Source organism: Mesorhizobium sp. M2E.F.Ca.ET.209.01.1.1 (genome assembly GCF_004010375.2).
GTDB lineage: Bacteria > Pseudomonadota > Alphaproteobacteria > Rhizobiales > Rhizobiaceae > Mesorhizobium.
In genome coordinates, this window is record NZ_SADP02000013.1 from 40997 (window position 1) to 59827 (window position 18831).

The following is an 18831-nucleotide window of genomic DNA, read 5'->3' on the forward strand; positions in this document are numbered from 1 at the left end:
GGCGCCGATCAGCCGGCGTCGTCCCCGGTGAGTTCGTTCGACCAGTTCGCTCCGCCATAGAAAAGGCGCAAAATCACCACCCGCTCAGGCTCCACGATGAAAGCGACGGTGATCCGGCGTTCAAACCCGACGACGCGAAGGCCCTGCCGCACGTCATCACGCCGCGTGCCACGTTCAGAGCCATGCTCGAGACGCTCGCAGAACGCCCGTATGCGACGATCATAGCCCTCCGCCGTGACGGGGCTGCTGGCTTCAGCAACAATGGTGTAGATGCGATCGAGATCGTCGCCGGCATCAAGCGAGTAGACGACGACTCGGCGCTTCACGGTTTCTTCTGCGAATGGGCCTCGTGGCGCTTGCGCGCACGTTCCGTCATTTCCGCAGGCGAAATGACTTTATCAGGGTTTGTCGTCAACGCATCATAAGTCGGTGCGACTTCCTCGCGGAGCCAGCGTTCCACCGCGGCGTCGCGCTCCTGAAGAGCGCGAAGCCCCGCGCGGATGACTTCGCTGCTGGTCGCATAGGTGCCCGAGCGGACGAGTTGATCGATGAAGGCGGCTTGCTCCGCCGGCAGGCTGAAGGTGCGTTTTTCGGTGGCGGACATAGCTTCTCTCCACGAGGAGAATGGTATGAAACTATCATACCACTATGCCCATGAATTGAAAGACTTTGTCAATCGGTCAGGATCAGCCCGTCGTGCTGTCCGGTATGTCGATGCCGAGCAGCGCCTGCAGGGCGAACAGGACGAGCAGCGAGGCGATGAACATGCCGACAAAGACGGCGGTGCCCACCGCGGCGCCCTTGCCGATCGACGCGTTGGTCATGCGCCAGGTCAGCAGCGCCGACAGCGCGAACAGGAACAGAGACACAAGGCTGCTGACCTCGCTGGTTGAAGGCAGGAAGAGCCTGAGCAGCGCCGAGGGCAGCATCAGCCAGGCGATGATCGCCGACGCCCAGTTGGAGGCAACGACATAGTGGACGAAACGGCCGCCGATGCCGGCGCGCGGCGCGACCAGCGCCAGCGCCACCAGCGGCAGCACCCAGGAGCCGATATCGACCGTCGCCAGTCGGATCAGCATGCCGAGGCGCCCGGCGAAGGCCTCCGGATCGCCGATCTCATTGGCGATCCCGACCCAGCCGACGATCAGCGCCGGCGCTGCCACGACGATGGCGAAGAAGGAGTTCCAGAAACCGTCCGCCGAAAGGTCGAGCAGGCGCAGCCCGTCAGTCTTGCCGAACATCAGCCGCCAGGCGCCGGCTAGCGAAGCGTAGGTTTCGTCCGCCGATAGCATGGTCACGAAAGGCCTTTTGCGAACCAGTCTTCGATGAAGCGTTCATAGATCTGCGTAAGCGTCTCGAGGTCGGCAAGCGCGACGCGCTCGTCCACCATATGCATGGTCTTGCCGACCAGCCCGAACTCGACCACCGGGCAGTAATCCTTGATGAAGCGCGCGTCCGACGTGCCGCCGGAGGTGGAGAGCGCCGGCGTCTTGCCGACCACCGCCTTGACCGAGCTGCTCAGCGTATCGATCAGCCTGTCGTCGCGGGTGAGGAAGACATGGCTCGGCCGGTCGCGCCAGACAAGCTCATAGTCGACCGGCGTCTTCTTGCCCGGCCGGTACTTCTTGCGCCCCGCCGCCTGGTCGAGCCGGTTGTGGATCTCGGCCTGTATCGTTTCGGCGTCCCATGTGTCGTTGAAGCGGATGTTGAACGTCGCCGTCGCCTTGGCCGGGATGACATTGGTCGCCGGATTGCCAACATCGATCGACGTCACTTCGAGATTGGTCGGCTGGAAATCCTTGGTTCCCTTGTCGAACACGGGATGCAGCAGCGCGTCGACGAGGCTCATCAGCCCGCGCACCGGGTTATCGGCAAGCTGCGGATAGGCGGCATGGCCCTGGCGTCCGTTCACGGTCACGGTGCCAGACAGCGAGCCGCGCCGTCCGATCTTGATCATGTCGCCCAGCGCATCCGGATTGGTCGGCTCGCCGACGATCGAAGCATCCCACTTCTCGCCCTTGGCCGCCGCCCAGTCGAGAAGCTTGGTGGTCCCGTTGATCGCCGGTCCTTCCTCGTCGCCGGTGATGAGCAGCGAGACCGAGCCTTTCGGGCCGCCGTTTTTCTCCACGTGGCGCGCCACCGCGGCGATGAAGCAGGCGATGCCGCCCTTCATGTCGACGGCGCCGCGGCCATACATCTCGCCTTTGGCGATTTCGGCGGCGAAGGGGGGATGCGTCCATGCCGATTCGTCCCCCACAGGCACGACATCGGTATGGCCGGCAAACATCAGATGCGGGCCGTTGCCCGAGCGCCGCGCATAGAGGTTCTCGATGTCCGGCGTGCCATCTTCCGAGAAGATTGGACGTTCGACCGAGAAGCCGAGCGGCTTCAGCATCTGCTCCAGCGCGGCAAGCGCCCCACCTTCTGCGGGTGTCACGGACGGACAGCGGATCAGGGCGGCAAGATTCGCGGCGGGATCGGTCGGCAATGTCATGGGCAAAGCGATAGTCGAAAGCGTTTGTCGTGTCACGGTGGCAGATGATCGCCGGTCATGCCGCCGACAATATGGTTTTCATCACGTATAAATGCATGTCGCCTGGACGTGTGCAGCGGTCGGGAGACCGACATGCGGCTGGCAAGTCGGGAGCCAGGCGAGGACGCCAAGCGGGGACAAATGCATGGCCAGCAAAACAAGCACCATCGCGATAGCCGGCGCCGGCAGCATCGGCTGCTATGTCGGCGGCTGCCTGGTGCTCGCCGGACGCAAGGTTGTTTTCCTCGGCCGCGGCCGCCTCGTCGAGACCACGCGCCAGGGCGGACTGCGGATCAGCGATCTTGACGGCCGCGACCGCCGCGTCGAGGCGCAAGCGATTTCAGCCACCGACGATCCGGCGATCGCGTTGCGCGAGGCGGACGTCGTCCTGGTGGCGGTGAAGAGCGGCGCGACCGGGGAAATGGCGAAGCTGATCGCCGCCCACGGGCGCCCGGATGCCGTGGTGGTCAGCCTGCAGAACGGCGTGGACAATGCCGACAGGCTGCGCGCCGCGCTCGCTGGACGGCGGGTGCTGACCGGCATGGTGATGTTCAACGTCGTCCAGTCGCCGGACGGCGAGCTGCCGTTTCGCGTTCATCGCGCCAGCCAGGGCGAGGTGATGATCGACCAGGGCGTCGATGGCCTCGCCGACCTGCTCGATGTCGACGGGCTTCCCGTCGAAGCGCGCACCGACATGAAGGCGGTGCAGTGGAGCAAACTGCTGATGAACCTCAACAATGCCCTGGTGGCGCTCTCCGACCTGCCGCTGGCGAGGCAACTGGCCGACCGCAGCTGGCGCGTGATCCTGGCCGCCCAGATCGACGAGGCGCTCGCCGCGATGAAGGCGGCGGGGATCGCGCCGGCGCGCATCACCGGCCTGCCGCCGGCGCTGCTGCCGAAAGTGCTGCGGCTGCCCGACTGGCTGTTCGGCCTCCTGGCGCGCCGCATGCTGGCGATCGATCCCGAAGCCCGCTCGTCGATGTGGGACGATCTCAAACGCGGCCGCCAGACCGAGATCGATGAATTGCAGGGCGCGGTCATTCGCCTGGCCAGGCAAGCCGGCATCCCGACGCCGATGAACGAACGGGTCGTGGCTCTGGTGCGTCAGGCCGAAGCGGAAAAGCGCGGCCCGCCGAAGCTGGCTGCCCAGAAGGTCAGAGCAATTCCAGGAAAAGTGTGACGCGGTTTTCCGTCAGGAATTGCGTCAAAACAGAAAGATAGAGCGGTTCGCTGTTTCCGTGAAACGGTGAAACGCTCTAGCGGCGGCCCTCGATCAGCGTGATCTTCTGCCAGATCTTGCGCGACAGGTTGGAGCTCAGATTCTCGATGTCGTTGACCCCGTCGATGACGACATCGTCATTGACCGACTGCGCGAACAGCGCCGCGATCTTGCCGGTGATCGACAGCATCTCCGAGCAATAGTCGAGATAGCGCGCAAGGTCCGCGGCGTTGGTGATGCGGGCGGGCGAGTGCGCGGTCGGCTTGAACTCGGCCGACAGCGCAGCCGGGTCCTTGGTCAGCTGGTGCATGTCGATGACATGGATCAGCGAGCGCAGCCCGTGCAACTGGCGGAACACCTTCTTGCGCTTGATCCGCTCCTCGGTGCGGACCAGCGCCAGCAGCCCGAGCACGGCCAGGATCACCGTATTGATCGTCGCCTCGATGCCTTGCATCGACTGCACGGCGTCATCGGCGCCCGAGATGCGGTCGAGCGGCAGGATCGTGCCGACGAACAGGAACACCGCCACGCCGGCGATGAAGGCCGCGATGATGACGCCGCGCAGCCACCAGATCGGCGTCTCCAGTTCCCTGGCTGCCTTGGCGAGGTCCCGCGACAGCGACACCAGCTCGGCGGCGACGCCGCGCAGGCCGGCATCCGGAAAACGCTCGCCGATCCGCCCCTCCAGCCTTTCGGCCGTCTCGATGATCAGTTGCGGATCGAGCGCGCGATAGCGCATGACGGCCTCACGGATCGGCCGGCGCGTTGGTGCGCCTGCCGTAACGATTCGGTCCGGGATCGCTGCGGAAACAGGAGAGGACGATGAGCAGGATGGGACCGATGATGAGCGAGATTAGCGCAAAATAGGTCGGCTTGCCGAAATCATGGAAGCGCTTTGCCGTCACCGCGAAGGTGGCCCAGGCCGAGATCAGCAGCACGCCCCAGCATATCATGGCCCAGTTCTGACTGGCGGTGGTGTTCAGCTCCGCTCGCGCGAACTGGTAGAACGGGAAAAACTGGACGAGCACCAGCAAAACCCCGGCCAGCGCATAGGCGACCGGGCTCAGCCGCCCCGAAAGGCTGAAGAACAGCCAGAAGAATTGCGATTTTTCAGACAATCGCGTCCGCTCCGTAAGCATGTCTCCCGAAAGTGGGAACCGGTTTCGGGACAAAGACATGCGCAAGATCAAAAACCTAAAGCGCGGGGAGCGAATCTGAAAGATCGCGACGCGCTTTAGGCAGGATCAATCGCGCAGCAATTCGTTGATCGAGGTCTTGGAACGGGTCTTGGCGTCGACGCGCTTGACGATGACGGCGCAGTAGAGGCTCGGACCCGGCTCGCCATTGGGCAGCGGCTTGCCCGGCAGCGATCCGGCGACGACCACCGAGTTTGCCGGCACCTCGCCGTAGAACACCTCGCCGGTGGCGCGGTCGACGATCTTCGTTGACTGCCCGATGAACACGCCCATGCCGAGAACGGAGCCTTCGCGCACGATGCAGCCTTCGACCACTTCCGAGCGCGCGCCGATGAAGCAATTGTCCTCGATGATGGTCGGTCCGGCCTGCATCGGCTCCAGCACGCCGCCGATGCCGACGCCGCCGGAAAGATGCACGTTCTTGCCGATCTGGGCGCAGGAGCCGACCGAGGCCCAGGTGTCGACCATCGTGCCCGAATCGACATAGGCGCCGACATTGACGAAGGACGGCATCAGCACGGCGCCCGGCGCGACATAGGCCGAGCGGCGCACGATGGAGGACGGCACGGCGCGGAAGCCGGCCTTCTCGAAGTCGACCGCGCTCCAGCCGTCGAACTTCGACGGCACCTTGTCCCACCAGACCGCCTGGCCGGGGCCGCCCTTGATGATCTCCATGGGGTTCAGCCGGAAGGAGAGCAGCACCGCCTTCTTCAGCCACTGGTTGACATGCCACTTGCCGTCGTCCTGCCGCTCCGCGACCCGGGCGACACCGCGGTCGAGCAGGTCGAGCGCCGTCTGGATGGCCTCGCGCGGCTCACCGCGCGTCGCCGTCGAAATCGCCTCGCGCTCCTCGAAAGCCTTTTCGATGGTCGTTTCGAGGCTCGCCAGATCGGGCTTCGACATGATTTCGCTCCATTACCAAGCTGTTAAGGGGCTCAGCCTTAACCTGTTTAAAAGTCGCGCGGACCCTATGTTAAGGCTTAATGAGGGTCAATCGCGCCAGCGTCACGGGACGGCGCAGTTAAGGGAATTGGACGGGTGGATTCGATGACTCCCATGGAAAAGGCGGGGTGGACGCCGCTGCCGCATTCGGACGAGGACCTGGAACGCGCGAAAAGCGTGCCGGACACCCCGCAGACTCGGGCCGAGACCTACCGGCTCGCCTGGAACGATCCGGACTTCATGACGCGGCGCGAATTGCGCGCCGTGCGGCTGCAGCTCGAGCTCTTGAAGCCGGAGATGATCCTGGCCGAACGCGGCATCCGCTCGACCGTGATCCTGTTCGGCGGCGCCCGCTTGCCCGAGCCGGGCGGCGAAGCCTGGGCGGCCAAGAACGAGACGCAGAAGAAGAACCTCGAGGCGAACAGCAAATACTACGAGGAAGCGCGCAAATTCGCCCGTCTGTGCTCGCAGCAATCGGCCACCTCCTATTATCGTGAATATGTCGTCGTCACCGGCGGCGGGCCTGGCGTCATGGAGGCGGGCAACCGCGGCGCCGATGATGTCGGCGCTCCGTCGATCGGTTTGAACATCGTGCTGCCGCACGAGCAGGCGCCCAACGCCTACGTCACGCCGGAGCTCTGCTTCAACTTCCACTACTTCGCCATCCGCAAGATGCATTTCGTCATGCGCGCCAAGGCGGTCGCCGTGTTTCCGGGCGGCTTCGGCACGATGGACGAGTTCTTCGAGACGCTGACCCTGATCCAGACGGGGCGCATGGAGCGGGTGCCGGTGATCCTGTTCGGCAAGGCCTTCTGGCGAAGGGTGATCGACCTCGATTTCCTCGCCGAGCAGGGCACGATCTCGCCCGGCGATCAGGACATCATCGATTTCGTCGACACCGCCGAGGAAGCCTGGGACATCATCCGACGCTTCTACAAGTTGGGGGATTAGGAACTGATGAATTGAAGAACTGAAGAATTGAGGAAAAAGGACGTCCGGATCGTTCGTCTGTTCTCCAGTTCTTCAATTCCTCTATTCGGGACGGCATCCCGGCTCGGTCCGCTTATACCGGCAACTCGGCCAGCCAGCCATTCGAGTGCGCGAAGCGCACAATGGCCGCCCGCGAGCGGAGCTCGAGCTTCTCGGACGCCCTGGTGCGGTAGGTTTCGATCGTCTTGATGCTGAGGTTGAGCCGGGACGAGATTTCCTTGTTGCTGTAGCCGAGCGCCACCAGCTGGATCACCGACCGCTCCCGTTGGCTGAGATTGCCCGGATCGCCCTGCGGGGCGCTGCGCGGGCTCAGGATGCGCGCCGCGAGTGCGGGATCGACATAATTTTCACCGGCCAGCACGCATCGGATCGCCTGCAAGAGGTCCGTCGCGGTCGCGCGCTTGACCACGAAGCCGCGGCCACCGGCCGCAAGCACCTGGCGCAGGCAGCCGGGGTCCTCATGCGCCGTCAATGCTATGCAGCTGACCTCCGGAAATCGCTCGCCCAGCTTTTCGATCAGCGTGATCCCGCTGTCCCCGGGAAGCGATATATCGACCACGGCGACATCGGGCAGCGTCTTGCCGATCCCTTCAAGGGCATCCTCGACATTCCCGGCCAGGCCGACGACCGTCAGATCGTCCTGGCTGTTGATCATCGCCCCAACCCCCGACAGCATGATCGGGTGGTCGTCGACCAAAAATATCCGCCTGCAGCGCACCTTAACCTCCATCAGTCTGTCAAAGGCCCTGTCACGCGGAAAGGGTCCTCTTGTCCTTGATGGTCTAGGCAACTGCCCCGCCTGGCGCGGGACGCCCGTCTTCCTCAGGCCTTAAACGGCCGCAACGGGTAAGCCATCCCCCGCCTAACCCCATGAGCCCGAATTGTAAGTCGGGACCAATGTCCGGGATGTGCAGCGCTTCACGTAGACGAGTTTAGGAAAGGAGGTCGCGGTTTTGCTATCCGAATTGGGTGCAAAACTTCACACCTGGCGAGACGCGACGGACCAGGCCCGAAGCCAAAACGCTATTTCCCCACCCATCAGACTGTCCTTGGAAAGCGCAGTCTCCCACTTTTCAATGTGCCAACGGCACATCCGCGTAAACGGTAGTCCCTTTCATCGTGGCGGTTTCGACCGTCAATTCACCGCCGACCAGCGCCAGCCGCTCCCGCATTCCGGCAAGTCCCAGGTGGCCCGGACCGAGTTCGGCGCGGCCGTCAAAGCCGCGGCCATCATCCTCGATTGTTAGGCGCATTCGATCGTCCTGGATATGGGCCGTTACGCTTATCCGGCTTGGCTGGGCATGCTTGCCGATATTGGTAAGCGCCTCCTGCGCGACACGATAAAGCGTGAGCGCGGTCTCGGCGGGCAGCGGGTTCGAAAGGGCTTCGAGATCCATCTCGCATGGAATGCCGAGCTGGCTGCAAAGCATTGTCGCCAGATCCTCGACCGAAGCGCGCAGGCCGAGACGATCGAGGTCGGCGGGACGCAGGTTCCAGGCAGCGTCATGCACCTTGGCGCTGAGCCGATCGACAAGCATCGCAGCGCGCTCGAGACGGCCGTCCATCCCTTCCGTGCCGGCACGTACGTTGTGCAATTCCAGCGCGACACTGGCCAGCATCTGGCCGAGGTCGTCATGCAGCTCTCGCGACAGGCGCAGGCGCTGCTCTTCCTGCACGGCGATCAAGCGCCGTGCAAGCCTACGGCGCAGGGCCCTATCGTCCTTGCCTGTAGTCATACCCGCCCACATCAACCTTTCTCTTCCCATTGCCGTCGCGGGGGTCGCAAGCCACCCGCGGGTCGGCGAGAAAAGGCATGAATGTCAGCGCAGCATACACCCGCCAGATGCTTATGCCTGTCAGTTTTTTCCTGATTGCTTCAACTTTTCCTGACACCGGGATCAGCAGAAAAACCGACAGCGCCTGCCGATCAGCCCGAATGTATCGCCACTATTTCTGCGTGCATCCTTCGAGCGTCCTCCCGGTCACCTTGGATTGCCCGGGAAGCTCAACGCAAACGAAGGAGAACGTCATGAGAAAGATCATCCTGGCCGCGGCCGTGCTGTCGGCTCTGACCGGTTCGGCATCCGCGCTTTCGATCGGTAGCGGCAATGGCAACGGCAACGGCAATGTCGGCGTCGGCAACGGCAACGGCAATGGCAACGCCAATACCGGCGCCTTCAACGGCAACTTCAACGGCAATGGCAATTTCGGCTTCGGCAACGGCAACGGGAACGGCAACGCCAATATGGGCGCCTTCAACGGCAACTATAACGGCAACCTGAATGCCGGCGTCGCGAACGGCAACGGCAACGGCAACGGCAATTTCGGCCTCGGCAACGGCAACCTGAACGGCAACGGGAACTGGGGCTTCGGAAACGGAAATGCCAACGGCAACGGCAACTGGGGCGCCGGCAACGGCAACGGAAACGGCAACGCAAATCACTAGCGCCGTCCAACCGCCAGCGTCGCCAAGCTTCAGTTTGGAAAGACGCTGATGGCTCTGGGACCGCCGAGCCACGCGCCCGTCCCCCGCGCAAGGCTATCGCGACATGTCGCCGGCGGTCCCAGTCCTTTTCGCGACAGGTTCCAATTTCAAAAGCAAAGCCATGGAAGGAGCTCGCAGATGAAACGCTACGTCATACCGGCGCTATGCCTGGGGTTGTTGAGCGCACCCGCGGCGAAAGCCGACACCGCGACGGGCAGCCAGGCCTTCGGCAGGTCGGCCGTCCAGGCGGCGGTCGGCAAATACGGCCAGGCTATCGGCTCGGACGTCAGGGGCATGGATCCGCTCGGCAATTTCGGTGGCAATCTCGGCTACAAGAACAGCGGCAGCGGCAATGTCGGCGCCTTCAACAGCGGTACCGGCAATGTCGGCGCGTTCAACGGCAACGACAATACCTCGACGACGAGCGGCAACGGCAACATCGGCGCCTTCAACGGCAACGGCAACACCGGCGAATATAACGGCAACGCCAACATCGGCGCCGGCAATGGCAACTTCAACGGCGGGTCGTTCAACGGCAACGGCAATGTCGGCGCCTTCAACGGCAACTTCAACGGCCGGGGGAACCGCTGATGTCCGGCCTGAAATCATCCACGCCCGCCAGGCCGCGCGAGCGCCGGGTGGCGGCGAGGCTGCTCGATGGCAACGGCCTCGCTCTCGGCACCCTGCTTGCCGCGTTGCTGGCCGCCGATGCCTCGACCCTGGTCAGGATCGCCGACCTTCCGATCGGGGCCGATGTCGCCAACGGCCTTGGCAACACCGGAAATTTCAACGGCAATGGGAATACCGGCAACTTCAACGGCAACGGCAACAGCGGCAACTTCAACGGCAACGGCAATGCCGGGAGCTTCAGCGGCAATTTCAATGGCGGCAGCTTCAACGGCAACGCCAATTGCGGCAACGGCCACGGCAATGGCTACGCGTCCGACGGCAACGGCAACGGCACGGGAGCCGCCGGCAATCCGGACTTGGTCAGGCCGCCACGTCGACGATCGCGGTCAGGAAGCCGGCGAGATCGTCGGTGACGAAATCGACGTCGTCCTCGTTTGCCGGGTCGCGTTCCCATATCTCCGAAAAGGTCGGTTCGAAATTGCGCGGCACCACCAGCACGGTCGTCATGCCGAGCGATTTCGGCACGGCCAGATTGCGCGCCAGATCCTCGAACATCACCGCGTTGTGCCCGGTCACCGAGTGCAATTCGGCGAAGCGTTCATAGGTCTGGCGCTCCGGCTTGGGGTTCAGCCCCGCCGCGATGATGTCGAAGATGGCATCGAAATGCTCTAAAATGCCCAGCTGGCGCGCGGTGCGCTCGGCATGCCTGCGGTCGCCATTGGTGAAGATGAATTTGCGCCCCGGAAGCTGGCGGATCGCCGCGCCCAGCACTGGATCAGGCACCAGCCGCGAATAGTCGATGTCGTGCACCTTCTCGAGGAAATCGTCGGGATCGATGCCGTGCCGCTTCATCAGCCCGTTCAGCGTCGTGCCGTATTCCAGGTAAAGTTCCTTCTGCAGCTTGCGCGCCTCATCGCGCGAAAGCGTCAGCAGCTCGCCGACATAGGCGGTCATCTTCACATCGATCTGCGCGAACAGGTTCGAGTGATGCGGATAGAGCGTGTTGTCGAGGTCGAACACCCAGTCCGTGACATGGGCAAAGCGGGCGGGATCGGGTGTCATTGTCATGGTTTCTTATGGCATGCCGACGCTGAATTTATCCACAACTTATGCGCGTCAAGAATTGTGAAAATGGCTTCTCGCTTCAAATTTTAAAAGTTCCGGAAAGGTCGCCTTTAGCGCTTGCTGGCACACAGGCTATCCCTTGGGAGCAAGTGATGAGTCGCATATTTCTAAAGGCCGCTACCGTAGCATTCGCTTCGGTCGCTGTCTCGCTGTTGTTGACGCTGATTGTGGTTCCGGCAATGGGCTTTCCGATGAGCCGCACCATCTGGCTGGCATCGACGGTGTGCCCGCTCATGCTCGCCTGGGCCGCCAGCGCCGGCACCTTCTGGCACAGCGACCGGCTGCAGAACGCCCATCGCGAGCTTGCCCGTGCCCACGCGCAGCTCGCCGCCGCGCACAGGCGCCTCTCCGAAAAGGCAAGCCGCGACGACATGACCGGCATGCTCAACCGCGAAACCTTCTTTGCCGCGCTCGACGGGTCGCGGCGCAAGAGCGATCGCGGCGCGCTGCTCATCATCGACGCCGATCACTTCAAGAGGATCAATGACAGCTACGGCCATTTGACGGGGGACGAAGCGCTGCTTCTGATCGCCGGCGCGATCGAACGCGGCGTGCGCAGCGGCGATGTGCTCGGCCGCATTGGCGGCGAGGAATTCGCGGCTTTCCTGGTAGGTGCCAGCGAGCATGAGGCCAAGCACGTCGCCGAACGCATCCGCCGCGAGGTCGAGCTGATCCGGTTCCGCCCTGGCGACGAGCGCACCGTGACGCTCACTGTCTCGATCGGAGGCATAAGCTGCGGCGAGAACGCGACCGTTTCCGATTTGATGCGCGCGGCCGACCGCAGGCTCTATGAGGCAAAGAACCGTGGCCGCAACCTTTCGATTCTCGACCGCGAGCTTCCGGAAGCGGCCTGAAGATTCGCCGCAGCGTTAGGAAAGCCCTAACCATGTCCATATTCAACCGCGCTAAACTTCCGGGTGTAACGCCGTCTTCACCCTGGTTTGGCACGGAATTGGCCTCCTCGGCGGCATGTGTGCCGTTCAGGAACGGCATGCGTGGATCGAGGCCCCTATCGAGAGACGTGTCATGAGCAGGTTCATAAGAAAAATGTCGCGCCGCGCGATCGTGCAGGCGTTGATCGCTTTGCCCGCCCTGTCGCTGTTCCGCAACCAGCCGGCCCCTGCCAACCCTGACGAGATCGACCGCGATGAAATCGTCGAGATCAACGGATGGATCCTGCGGCGGAGCGACCTCGCATGATCTTCGACAGCTATGAAGCCTACAAGCAGGCCGGCTTCAAACCCAGGGCCTGCATCCTCGGCTCCGGCCCGGCCGGCACGACGATCGCCAGGAAGCTGGGCGCCGCCGGCATCCCGGTCGTCGTCCTGGAGGCGGGCTCGCGCGAGTTCAGCGACGAGTCGCAGGATTTCTACCGCGGCAAGACGGTCGGCGATTTCTATTTCGACCTCGACATCACCAGGCTGCGCTTCATGGGCGGCTCGTCCAACCACTGGGCAGGCTGGTGCCGCGTGCTCGACAGCCAAGACTTCGAGCCCAAGGCCTGGGCGCCGGACACCGGCTGGCCGATCAGCCGCGCCGACATCGAGCCCTATCTTGGCGAAGTCCACGACATCCTCGAGCTTCCGGCGTTCCGTCCGGACGCCCAGGTTTCGGACGACATCCGCTGGGTGCAATTGATCAAGAGCCCGGCGGTTCGTTTTGCCGAGAAATATGCCGACGAGCTTGACCAGAGCAAAAACATCGCCGTCGTGCTCAACACCTATGCGACCGAGCTTATCGGCGACGGCAAGCGCGTCACCGGCGCGAAGCTGTGGTCGAACGGCCAGGACGCCGGCACCTACAGCGCGGACTATTTCGTCACCTGTACCGGCGGGCTGGAGAACTCGCGGCTGCTGTTGTGGTCGAACGAGCGCTCGAATGGCGGCGTGGTGCCGAATGCAACGGCGCTCGGCCGCTACTGGATGGAGCACCCGACCTTCGAGGGCGGCAACGCCATTCTTGCCAACTACTCGGAATTCGAGGTCGACGCCTCGAACGAAGCCTTCTTCTCGCCGACGCTTGCCGCGATGGAGCGGCTGCAGATCATGAATTTCGGCATCCGCCTGATCGAGAGCCCCTATCCCAATGTCAAGAAGCTGATCGCCGACCTTGCCTGCACCGCGCCGAACATGGCGGAGTGGATGTCTTCTCAACTGGACCAGAGGCTGCGCTGCGCCGCCCAGCTCTATGTCGCCTGGGAGCAGGTGCCGCTCGCCTCGAACCAGATAGAGCTGTCGAAGACCGATGTCGATCACGCCGGCGTGCCGCGCATCGAACTGCACTGGAAGAAGTCGGCGCTCGAGCGCCGCACGCTGCTCGAGGGGCTGAGGCTCTTCGGCACGACGATGGCGCAGAAGAATCTCGGCCGCGTCCGCATCGACGACTGGATCAGCAATGGCGCCGATTACCCGACCAACGAGGAGACGGCCGGCCACCACCATATGGGCGGCACCCGTATGGGCACCGATGTCCTGAAGAGCGTCGTCGACGCCAATTGCAAGGTGCACGGCATGGACAATCTCTATGTCGGCGGCTCCTCGGTGTTCTGCACGTCGGGCCAGTGCAACCCGACGACCACCATCACCGCGCTCGCCTGCCGCCTGGGCGAGCACCTCGGCAAGCTGATCGCCGTCTGATCTCCGAGACGCCGGCGGCGCCGACGCCTGGACTGGCAGCCGGCGCCGCTCTGGCGCTTTTGGGGAAATTGCGACTTCGCTCAGAGGCCGTAGACGGCGATGCGCACCAGCACGGCCGCGGCCGCAAGCGCCACCAGCAGGATGCCGAGGCCGATGGGTGAGCCCCAGCCATACCATTCCATCGCCAGCTTGGCGTATTTGTATTCCTCCTCGTTCGAGAGGGGGGTGCGCTGTTGGATCAAGCTCATTATTCACTCCTTGTCGGCGACTTTGCCCTTGCCTTGCAAAAGCGTCATCGCATATTGATATGATAGTCTAAATGTTAGACAGATTGATAGTTAGATGATCGAAATAAATTCGTCAAGCACGAAACGCGACGAGATGACCAAGGCTCTCAGCCTTGCAGTCATGCGCTGGCAGGACGCCACCCAGGCCTATGATGAGGCGGTGGGGGCGCGGCTCGGGCTGATTGCGGCCGAGCGGCACTGCCTCGGCCTGCTTTATGCCGGGCCGCAATCGGCGGGCGCCGTGGCGGCTGCGACCGGACTGACACCGGCGGCCGTGACGGCGCTGATCGACCGGCTGGAGGCGCGCGGCTACGTCACCCGCACCCGCAGCCTGGAGGACAGGCGCAAGGTGGTGATCGAGGCGACCGAACTGACCAGGGACCTGTCGGAGCGCTATTACGGCGCGATCGCGCGGGAAGGCGAGAAGATGGTGGCGAGTTTCAGCGATGCCGAGATCGAGACCGTGCTGCGCTTCATCAATGCCGCGCTGGACCTGCAGAGCGAGCAGCTGGCCAGGATCAAGGCCGAGCCCGATAAGGCGGATTGAACCCCGAACGAGCAAAGCGGCCCAGCAGCCTTCCGGCAGCTGAACCGCCCTGAAACGTCGGTTGGGCGAAAACCGACCTCAGACCGTGGCAGGGTCGAGCGCCGGCAGACCCTTGAACCGTGAGATGATGCCGGCAAGGTCGCCCTTGGCGAAGGCATCGCGCAGCGCATCGAAGGACGGCAGCACGAAATAGGCGCGCTGGAACTTGTCGATCTCATAGCCGGTGCGCATCACCGTCTCGAGGTCGAACGGCACATGGTGGGCGTCCTTGCTCTCGACCGCGAATTGCAGTTCGGTGAAGGACGACATTAGCCCGGCGCCGAAGGCTTTCAGCGGCTGGCCGGCTTCCTGGATGAGGCCGTATTCGGCACTGTACCAGTAGAGCCTGGTGATCATCTCGTCGCCGCCGAGCGCGATCATGTCCTCCGCCTTCTCGCCATACATCTGCATGAAATCGGCGAACACCGGCTGGGTCAGGATCGGCACATGGCCGAAGAAGTCGTGGAACATGTCCGGCTCGACGATGTAGTCGAGCTCTTTTTTCGTCCGCAGCCAGTTGGTGACCGGGAAGCGGCGATTGGCGAGATGGTCGAAGAACGGGCCGGCCGGGATGAGGCCGGGCACCGCGACGATTTCCCAGCCGGTCAGCTTGGTGAGCTTCTCGCTGACCGCGTCGAAATCCGGAATCCTGTCCAGCAGCCCGAGCGCCGCGACGCCGTCCAGATAGGAACGATGCGCGAGCTTCTTGGTCAGCTTCGTCTGGCGGTCGCAAAGCGTGCGCCACACCGCCTGCTCCTCGGCGGAATAATCGTAGCCTTGCGCCACGGTGAAATCGCTGCGGCACACCGAATAGTCGCCACGCAGGCCCTGCGCCGCGCATTCGGCGGCGTAATCGGCAACGCTGATTGTCATCGTTTCCTCCTCAGAAGCGTGATCCACGGATCGTGAAGGGAAGTGTAGAAGCGATCGCTGAGGCAAATCAGCCCTTGTTTGTAGCTCGTCCGCTGATTTTGAGGTAAAATAACTCAGATCAATGTGAGATCGAGAAAACATGCCTCAGTTCGACGATTTCGAAATCAAGATGCTCGATATCCTGCAGCGCGATGGGCGCAAGCCCGTGTCGGAGCTGGCGCAGGAGATCGGCCTGTCGACCACGCCTTGCGCGCGCCGTTTCGAGGCTTTGCAGGAAACCGGCATCATCAAGGGCTTTGCCGCCGTGCTCAGCCGCCGCGCCGTCGGCCTGACGGTCGAGGTGTTCATCCAGGTGCGGCTGGTCAGCCACAGCGACGGCTCGCCGGAAAGCTTCATCGCCGCCGTGCAGCGCATGGACGAGGTTTCGTCCTGCTGGACGATGACCGGCGACCACGATTTCCTGCTGCATGTCATGGTCCCGTCGGTGGACGATTTGAACGCCTTCGTCATGCATCGGCTGATGCGGCTGCCCGGCGTACGCGACGTCCACACGCAACTGGTGCTGCAGAACATCAAGGGCCCCGGCCATGTGCCGCTCAGCCATCTGCGGCGCTGATCCGGTCAAATCTGGCGAAAAGCTGCTTGGAAACTGCTGAATCGGGCCAAGGCGGCTTCGACATCGGCCATTAGCACAAGCGGACCAACATGGAGGTCCGCCTTGAACATCGTGCTGATCAATCCGCCGCACACGGCCATCGGCAGCCGCGTGCCCGACGACCACTTGCCACCGCTCGGGCTTTTGGCGATCGGCGGTCCGCTGATCGACTCCGGCCATCAGGTGCGCCTGATCGATGCCGAGTTCGGGCCGATGCTGCTAGCCGCGCTGGTTGATGACGCCCTGCACGGCGAACCGGATTTCATCCTAATCGGCCATTCCGGCTCGACCTCGGCGCATCCGACGGCCTTGAAGATCGCCGAGATGATCAAGGCCCGCGCGGCGGGCGTCATCGTGATCTATGGCGGCGTCTTTCCGACCTATCACTGGCGCGACATCCTGGTCGCGACCGACGTCTTCGACTTCATCGTGCGCGGCGAGGGCGAGGCGACCGCGACGGCTCTGGTCGAGGCCATCGAGATGCGCCAGCCGGTGGGAAGTGTCGCCGGCATCGCCTATCGCGACGATTTTGGCCATCCGGTCGCGACCCAGCCGGCGATGACCATTGCCGACCTCGATGCCTGGCGCGTCGGCTGGGAGCTGATCGACCATCGCCGCTACTCCTATTGGGGCGGCAAGCGGGCGGTGGTCATGCAGTTCTCGCGCGGCTGCCCGCATCTGTGCAACTATTGCGGCCAGCGCGGTTTCTGGACCCGCTGGCGGCATCGCGACCCGGTCAAATTCGCCAGGGAGATCGCCTGGCTGCATCGCGAGCACGGCGTCGAGCTGGTCAATCTGGCGGACGAGAACCCGACCTCCTCGAAGAAAGCCTGGCGCGCTTTTTTGGACGCCATGATCGCCGAGAATGTGCCAGTGCTGATCGTCGGCTCGACCCGCGCCGACGACATCGTGCGCGACGCCGATATCCTCCATCTTTACCGCAAGGCGGGCGTCATCCGCTGGCTGCTCGGCATGGAGAACACCGACGAGGAGACGCTGTCATTGATCCGCAAGGGCGGCAGCACGAAGTCCGACCGCGAAGCGATCCGGCTGCTTCGCCGGCACGGCATCCTGTCGATGGCGACCTGGGTCGCCGGCTTCGAGGACGAGGGCCTTCGCGATTTGTGGCGCGGCTTCCGCCAGCTCATCGCCTACGATCCCGACCAGATCCAGGCGCTCTATGTTACCCCGCACCGCTGGACGCCGTTTTTCCGCATCGCCGCCGATCGCAAGGTGATCCAGAAGGACGTCCGCTTCTGGGATTACAAGCACCAGGTCCTGCACATGACCCGGCTGAAGCCGTGGATGCTGTTCTTCGCCGTCAAGCTGATCGAGGTCGCGGTGCAGTCGCGGCCGAAGGCGCTGGCGCGCATCCTGTTCCACCCCGATCCCGAACAGCGCCACTCGATGCGCTGGTACACGAAGATGGGCCGCCGCGTCTGGTTCCGCGAAGTCTGGGGTTTCCTGGTCCGCGACCGCCGCGTCAAGGACGGACCGACGCTCGCCGAGTTCTGGGGCGCGCCGCAGGATGCCGAGGAGGAATCGATGATGGTCCGGCGGCCGGCCCGAAAGCCGGGTACGCGCACCATCGAAACCGCGCGTGTGTCGGATGAGAGAAGATTAGTCGGCTAAGGGACGGTTCACCGTTTGCAGAAACAGCGACCCTGCCTGGTCTTCTTACGGAACGATCAGCGTGCCGGCGCCATGCTCGGTGAAGAGCTCGAGCAGCACGGAATGCGGCGTCTTGCCGTTGAGGATGACGACGCCCTCGACGCCGCGCTCGATCGCTTCGATGCAAGTCTCGACCTTCGGGATCATGCCGCCGGAAACCGTGCCGTCCTTGATCAGCGCCTTGGCCTCGGCGACGGTCAGCTCGTCGATCAGCTTCTTGTTCTTGTCCAGCACGCCCGGCACGTCGGTGAGGAACAAGAGGCGCGAGGCGCGGCAGGCGCCGGCAATCGCCCCGGCGAACGTATCGGCGTTGATGTTGTAGGTGTGGCCGTCGCGACCGGGCGCGACCGGCGCCAGCACCGGGATCATTTCCGAGCGCGCCAAAAGATCGAGCAGCGTGCGGTCGACCTCGACCGGCTCGCCGACGAAGCCGAGATCCAGCACCCGTTCGATATTGGAGTCGGGGTCGATCATGGTCTTGCGCGCTTTTTCGGCGAACACCATGTTGCCGTCCTTGCCGCAAAGCCCGATCGCCCACTCGCCCTCGGCGTTGATCAGCGCCACGATCTCCTTGTTGATCGAGCCCGCCAGCACCATCTCGACGATCTCGACCGTCTTCTGGTCGGTGACGCGCAAGCCGCCCTCGAACTTGGATTCGATGCCCATCTTGGTCAGCATCGCACCGATCTGCGGTCCGCCGCCATGCACGACGATCGGGTTGACGCCGGACTGCTTTAGCAGCGCGATGTCGCGGGCGAAGGCCTTGCCCAACTCGGTATCGCCCATGGCATGGCCGCCATATTTCACCACCACCGTCTTGTTCTCGTAGCGCTGCATGTAAGGCAGCGCGCGCGAGAGCAGCGCGGCCTGCATTTCGGCGTTGGCGGCGATGTCCGTCATCGGTATCGATCCCAGCTGAGCATGTCTCCCGAAAGTGGGTACCGGTTTCAGGATGAAGACATGCTTGAAATCAGACTTAAAGCGTGATTGGCGGCCTCTTAGC

The 18831-nt window shown here is 63.4% G+C and carries 24 protein-coding genes; 11 read left to right on the forward strand and 13 right to left on the reverse strand.

Annotated features, from left to right (window positions below):
- Positions 1–8 precede the first annotated feature (8 nt).
- From EN852_RS22595 to dapE, 4 genes are all read right to left on the reverse strand, one after another.
- The gene (locus tag EN852_RS22595; RefSeq protein WP_127877167.1) at positions 9–326 is read right to left on the reverse strand and encodes a type II toxin-antitoxin system RelE/ParE family toxin; all 318 of its coding nucleotides are present in this window, start codon (positions 324–326) and stop codon (positions 9–11) included.
- Positions 323–604: a type II toxin-antitoxin system ParD family antitoxin gene (locus tag EN852_RS22600; protein ID WP_127877169.1), complete on the reverse strand. Its 282-nt coding sequence runs from the start codon at positions 602–604 to the stop codon at positions 323–325. Before EN852_RS22600 ends, EN852_RS22595 begins: the two co-directional genes overlap by 4 nt.
- Positions 605–686: 82 nt before the next feature.
- Positions 687–1292, reverse strand: coding sequence for a transporter (locus EN852_RS22605; protein WP_127877405.1), 606 nt, complete (start codon positions 1290–1292; stop codon positions 687–689).
- Positions 1293–1294: 2 nt separating this feature from the next.
- Positions 1295–2494: a succinyl-diaminopimelate desuccinylase gene (gene dapE, locus EN852_RS22610; RefSeq protein ID WP_127877171.1), complete on the reverse strand. Its 1200-nt coding sequence runs from the start codon at positions 2492–2494 to the stop codon at positions 1295–1297.
- 184 nt (positions 2495–2678) lie between these two features.
- Here dapE and EN852_RS22615 point away from each other — a divergent pair, with 184 nt between their 5' ends.
- Positions 2679–3713, forward strand: coding sequence for a 2-dehydropantoate 2-reductase (locus tag EN852_RS22615; protein ID WP_127877173.1), 1035 nt, complete (start codon positions 2679–2681; stop codon positions 3711–3713).
- A gap of 76 nt (positions 3714–3789) precedes the next feature.
- Here the strand turns inward: EN852_RS22615 and EN852_RS22620 are convergent, their stop codons facing one another.
- The 3 genes from EN852_RS22620 to dapD form a co-directional block, all read right to left on the reverse strand.
- Positions 3790–4491 carry a hypothetical protein gene (locus EN852_RS22620; RefSeq protein ID WP_112128932.1) on the reverse strand — a complete coding sequence of 234 codons (702 nt, stop codon included), beginning with the start codon at positions 4489–4491 and terminating at the stop codon, positions 3790–3792.
- 7 nt (positions 4492–4498) lie between these two features.
- Positions 4499–4870, reverse strand: a complete 372-nt coding sequence (locus tag EN852_RS22625; protein ID WP_189546105.1) for a DUF805 domain-containing protein — start codon at positions 4868–4870, stop codon at positions 4499–4501.
- A 126-nt stretch (positions 4871–4996) separates the two neighbouring features.
- Positions 4997–5851, reverse strand: coding sequence for a 2,3,4,5-tetrahydropyridine-2,6-dicarboxylate N-succinyltransferase (dapD, locus tag EN852_RS22630; RefSeq protein WP_127877177.1), 855 nt, complete (start codon positions 5849–5851; stop codon positions 4997–4999).
- A 144-nt stretch (positions 5852–5995) separates the two neighbouring features.
- Between dapD and EN852_RS22635 the strand changes: the two genes are divergently transcribed.
- Positions 5996–6841, forward strand: coding sequence for an LOG family protein (locus EN852_RS22635; RefSeq protein WP_127866268.1), 846 nt, complete (start codon positions 5996–5998; stop codon positions 6839–6841).
- A gap of 112 nt (positions 6842–6953) precedes the next feature.
- Here EN852_RS22635 and EN852_RS22640 read toward each other — a convergent pair whose 3' ends face one another.
- Both EN852_RS22640 and EN852_RS22645 read right to left on the reverse strand, forming a co-directional pair.
- Positions 6954–7577 carry a response regulator transcription factor gene (locus tag EN852_RS22640; RefSeq protein WP_246694352.1) on the reverse strand — a complete coding sequence of 208 codons (624 nt, stop codon included), beginning with the start codon at positions 7575–7577 and terminating at the stop codon, positions 6954–6956.
- Positions 7578–7953: 376 nt separating this feature from the next.
- The gene (locus tag EN852_RS22645; RefSeq protein WP_246694357.1) at positions 7954–8556 is read right to left on the reverse strand and encodes a sensor histidine kinase; all 603 of its coding nucleotides are present in this window, start codon (positions 8554–8556) and stop codon (positions 7954–7956) included.
- Between the two features lie 353 nt (positions 8557–8909).
- Here EN852_RS22645 and EN852_RS40915 point away from each other — a divergent pair, with 353 nt between their 5' ends.
- The 3 genes from EN852_RS40915 to EN852_RS40920 all read left to right on the forward strand — a co-directional run bounded on the left by EN852_RS40915 (position 8910) and on the right by EN852_RS40920 (position 10408).
- Positions 8910–9326, forward strand: a complete 417-nt coding sequence (locus EN852_RS40915; RefSeq protein ID WP_189401438.1) for a hypothetical protein — start codon at positions 8910–8912, stop codon at positions 9324–9326.
- Between the two features lie 177 nt (positions 9327–9503).
- Positions 9504–9956, forward strand: a complete 453-nt coding sequence (locus tag EN852_RS22655; RefSeq protein ID WP_127877183.1) for a hypothetical protein — start codon at positions 9504–9506, stop codon at positions 9954–9956.
- Entirely contained in the window at positions 9956–10408 is a 453-nt protein-coding gene (locus EN852_RS40920; protein ID WP_189546109.1) for a hypothetical protein, read from the forward strand. Before EN852_RS22655 ends, EN852_RS40920 begins: the two co-directional genes overlap by 1 nt.
- Here the strand turns inward: EN852_RS40920 and EN852_RS22665 are convergent.
- The gene (locus tag EN852_RS22665; protein ID WP_127877185.1) at positions 10356–11063 is read right to left on the reverse strand and encodes a pyrimidine 5'-nucleotidase; all 708 of its coding nucleotides are present in this window, start codon (positions 11061–11063) and stop codon (positions 10356–10358) included. The two genes, EN852_RS40920 and EN852_RS22665, sit on opposite strands and share 53 nt — an antisense overlap.
- Positions 11064–11212: 149 nt before the next feature.
- On the opposite strand from EN852_RS22665, the gene EN852_RS22670 reads away from it, so the two are divergent.
- The 3 genes from EN852_RS22670 to EN852_RS22675 all read left to right on the forward strand — a co-directional run bounded on the left by EN852_RS22670 (position 11213) and on the right by EN852_RS22675 (position 13756).
- The gene (locus tag EN852_RS22670) at positions 11213–11974 is read left to right on the forward strand and encodes a GGDEF domain-containing protein (protein ID WP_127877187.1); all 762 of its coding nucleotides are present in this window, start codon (positions 11213–11215) and stop codon (positions 11972–11974) included.
- A 172-nt stretch (positions 11975–12146) separates the two neighbouring features.
- Complete coding sequence (locus tag EN852_RS40925; RefSeq protein WP_181592077.1) at positions 12147–12320, forward strand: hypothetical protein; 174 nt, start codon at positions 12147–12149, stop codon at positions 12318–12320.
- Positions 12317–13756, forward strand: coding sequence for a GMC family oxidoreductase (locus EN852_RS22675; protein ID WP_127877189.1), 1440 nt, complete (start codon positions 12317–12319; stop codon positions 13754–13756). Before EN852_RS40925 ends, EN852_RS22675 begins: the two co-directional genes overlap by 4 nt.
- An 80-nt stretch (positions 13757–13836) precedes the next feature.
- Here EN852_RS22675 and EN852_RS40930 read toward each other — a convergent pair whose 3' ends face one another.
- Positions 13837–14004 carry a hypothetical protein gene (locus EN852_RS40930; protein WP_164772138.1) on the reverse strand — a complete coding sequence of 56 codons (168 nt, stop codon included), beginning with the start codon at positions 14002–14004 and terminating at the stop codon, positions 13837–13839.
- Between the two features lie 94 nt (positions 14005–14098).
- On the opposite strand from EN852_RS40930, the gene EN852_RS22680 reads away from it, so the two are divergent.
- The gene (locus tag EN852_RS22680; protein ID WP_127866274.1) at positions 14099–14590 is read left to right on the forward strand and encodes a MarR family transcriptional regulator; all 492 of its coding nucleotides are present in this window, start codon (positions 14099–14101) and stop codon (positions 14588–14590) included.
- A 78-nt stretch (positions 14591–14668) separates the two neighbouring features.
- Here the strand turns inward: EN852_RS22680 and phhA are convergent, their stop codons facing one another.
- Complete coding sequence (phhA, locus tag EN852_RS22685) at positions 14669–15502, reverse strand: phenylalanine 4-monooxygenase (RefSeq protein ID WP_127866275.1); 834 nt, start codon at positions 15500–15502, stop codon at positions 14669–14671.
- A 139-nt stretch (positions 15503–15641) separates the two neighbouring features.
- Between phhA and EN852_RS22690 the strand changes: the two genes are divergently transcribed.
- Together EN852_RS22690 and bchE are read left to right on the forward strand one after the other, a co-directional pair.
- The gene (locus EN852_RS22690; protein WP_040984916.1) at positions 15642–16118 is read left to right on the forward strand and encodes an Lrp/AsnC family transcriptional regulator; all 477 of its coding nucleotides are present in this window, start codon (positions 15642–15644) and stop codon (positions 16116–16118) included.
- A 102-nt stretch (positions 16119–16220) separates the two neighbouring features.
- Positions 16221–17789: a magnesium-protoporphyrin IX monomethyl ester anaerobic oxidative cyclase gene (gene bchE, locus EN852_RS22695; protein WP_127866276.1), complete on the forward strand. Its 1569-nt coding sequence runs from the start codon at positions 16221–16223 to the stop codon at positions 17787–17789.
- Between the two features lie 45 nt (positions 17790–17834).
- On the opposite strand, the gene argB is transcribed toward bchE, so the two are convergent.
- Complete coding sequence (gene argB, locus EN852_RS22700; RefSeq protein WP_041009675.1) at positions 17835–18728, reverse strand: acetylglutamate kinase; 894 nt, start codon at positions 18726–18728, stop codon at positions 17835–17837.
- Positions 18729–18831 lie beyond the last annotated feature (103 nt).

Excerpts from the sequence above, each read along its gene's own strand:
- EN852_RS22600 (WP_127877169.1), bottom strand. The coding sequence starts at position 604 with ATGTCCGCCACCGAAAAACGCACCTTCAGCCTGCCGGCGGAGCAAGCC.
- EN852_RS22605 (WP_127877405.1), bottom strand. The coding sequence starts at position 1,292 with ATGCTATCGGCGGACGAAACCTACGCTTCGCTAGCCGGCGCCTGGCGG.
- dapE (WP_127877171.1), bottom strand. The coding sequence starts at position 2,494 with ATGACATTGCCGACCGATCCCGCCGCGAATCTTGCCGCCCTGATCCGC.
- EN852_RS22615 (WP_127877173.1), top strand. The coding sequence starts at position 2,679 with ATGGCCAGCAAAACAAGCACCATCGCGATAGCCGGCGCCGGCAGCATC.
- EN852_RS22620 (WP_112128932.1), bottom strand. The coding sequence starts at position 4,491 with ATGCGCTATCGCGCGCTCGATCCGCAACTGATCATCGAGACGGCCGAA.
- dapD (WP_127877177.1), bottom strand. The coding sequence starts at position 5,851 with ATGTCGAAGCCCGATCTGGCGAGCCTCGAAACGACCATCGAAAAGGCT.
- EN852_RS22635 (WP_127866268.1), top strand. The coding sequence starts at position 5,996 with ATGACTCCCATGGAAAAGGCGGGGTGGACGCCGCTGCCGCATTCGGAC.
- EN852_RS40915 (WP_189401438.1), top strand. The coding sequence starts at position 8,910 with ATGAGAAAGATCATCCTGGCCGCGGCCGTGCTGTCGGCTCTGACCGGT.
- EN852_RS22655 (WP_127877183.1), top strand. The coding sequence starts at position 9,504 with ATGAAACGCTACGTCATACCGGCGCTATGCCTGGGGTTGTTGAGCGCA.
- EN852_RS40920 (WP_189546109.1), top strand. The coding sequence starts at position 9,956 with ATGTCCGGCCTGAAATCATCCACGCCCGCCAGGCCGCGCGAGCGCCGG.
- EN852_RS22665 (WP_127877185.1), bottom strand. The coding sequence starts at position 11,063 with ATGACAATGACACCCGATCCCGCCCGCTTTGCCCATGTCACGGACTGG.
- EN852_RS22670 (WP_127877187.1), top strand. The coding sequence starts at position 11,213 with ATGAGTCGCATATTTCTAAAGGCCGCTACCGTAGCATTCGCTTCGGTC.
- EN852_RS40925 (WP_181592077.1), top strand. The coding sequence starts at position 12,147 with ATGAGCAGGTTCATAAGAAAAATGTCGCGCCGCGCGATCGTGCAGGCG.
- EN852_RS22675 (WP_127877189.1), top strand. The coding sequence starts at position 12,317 with ATGATCTTCGACAGCTATGAAGCCTACAAGCAGGCCGGCTTCAAACCC.
- EN852_RS40930 (WP_164772138.1), bottom strand. The coding sequence starts at position 14,004 with ATGAGCTTGATCCAACAGCGCACCCCCCTCTCGAACGAGGAGGAATAC.
- EN852_RS22680 (WP_127866274.1), top strand. The coding sequence starts at position 14,099 with ATGATCGAAATAAATTCGTCAAGCACGAAACGCGACGAGATGACCAAG.
- phhA (WP_127866275.1), bottom strand. The coding sequence starts at position 15,502 with ATGACAATCAGCGTTGCCGATTACGCCGCCGAATGCGCGGCGCAGGGC.
- EN852_RS22690 (WP_040984916.1), top strand. The coding sequence starts at position 15,642 with ATGCCTCAGTTCGACGATTTCGAAATCAAGATGCTCGATATCCTGCAG.
- argB (WP_041009675.1), bottom strand. The coding sequence starts at position 18,728 with ATGACGGACATCGCCGCCAACGCCGAAATGCAGGCCGCGCTGCTCTCG.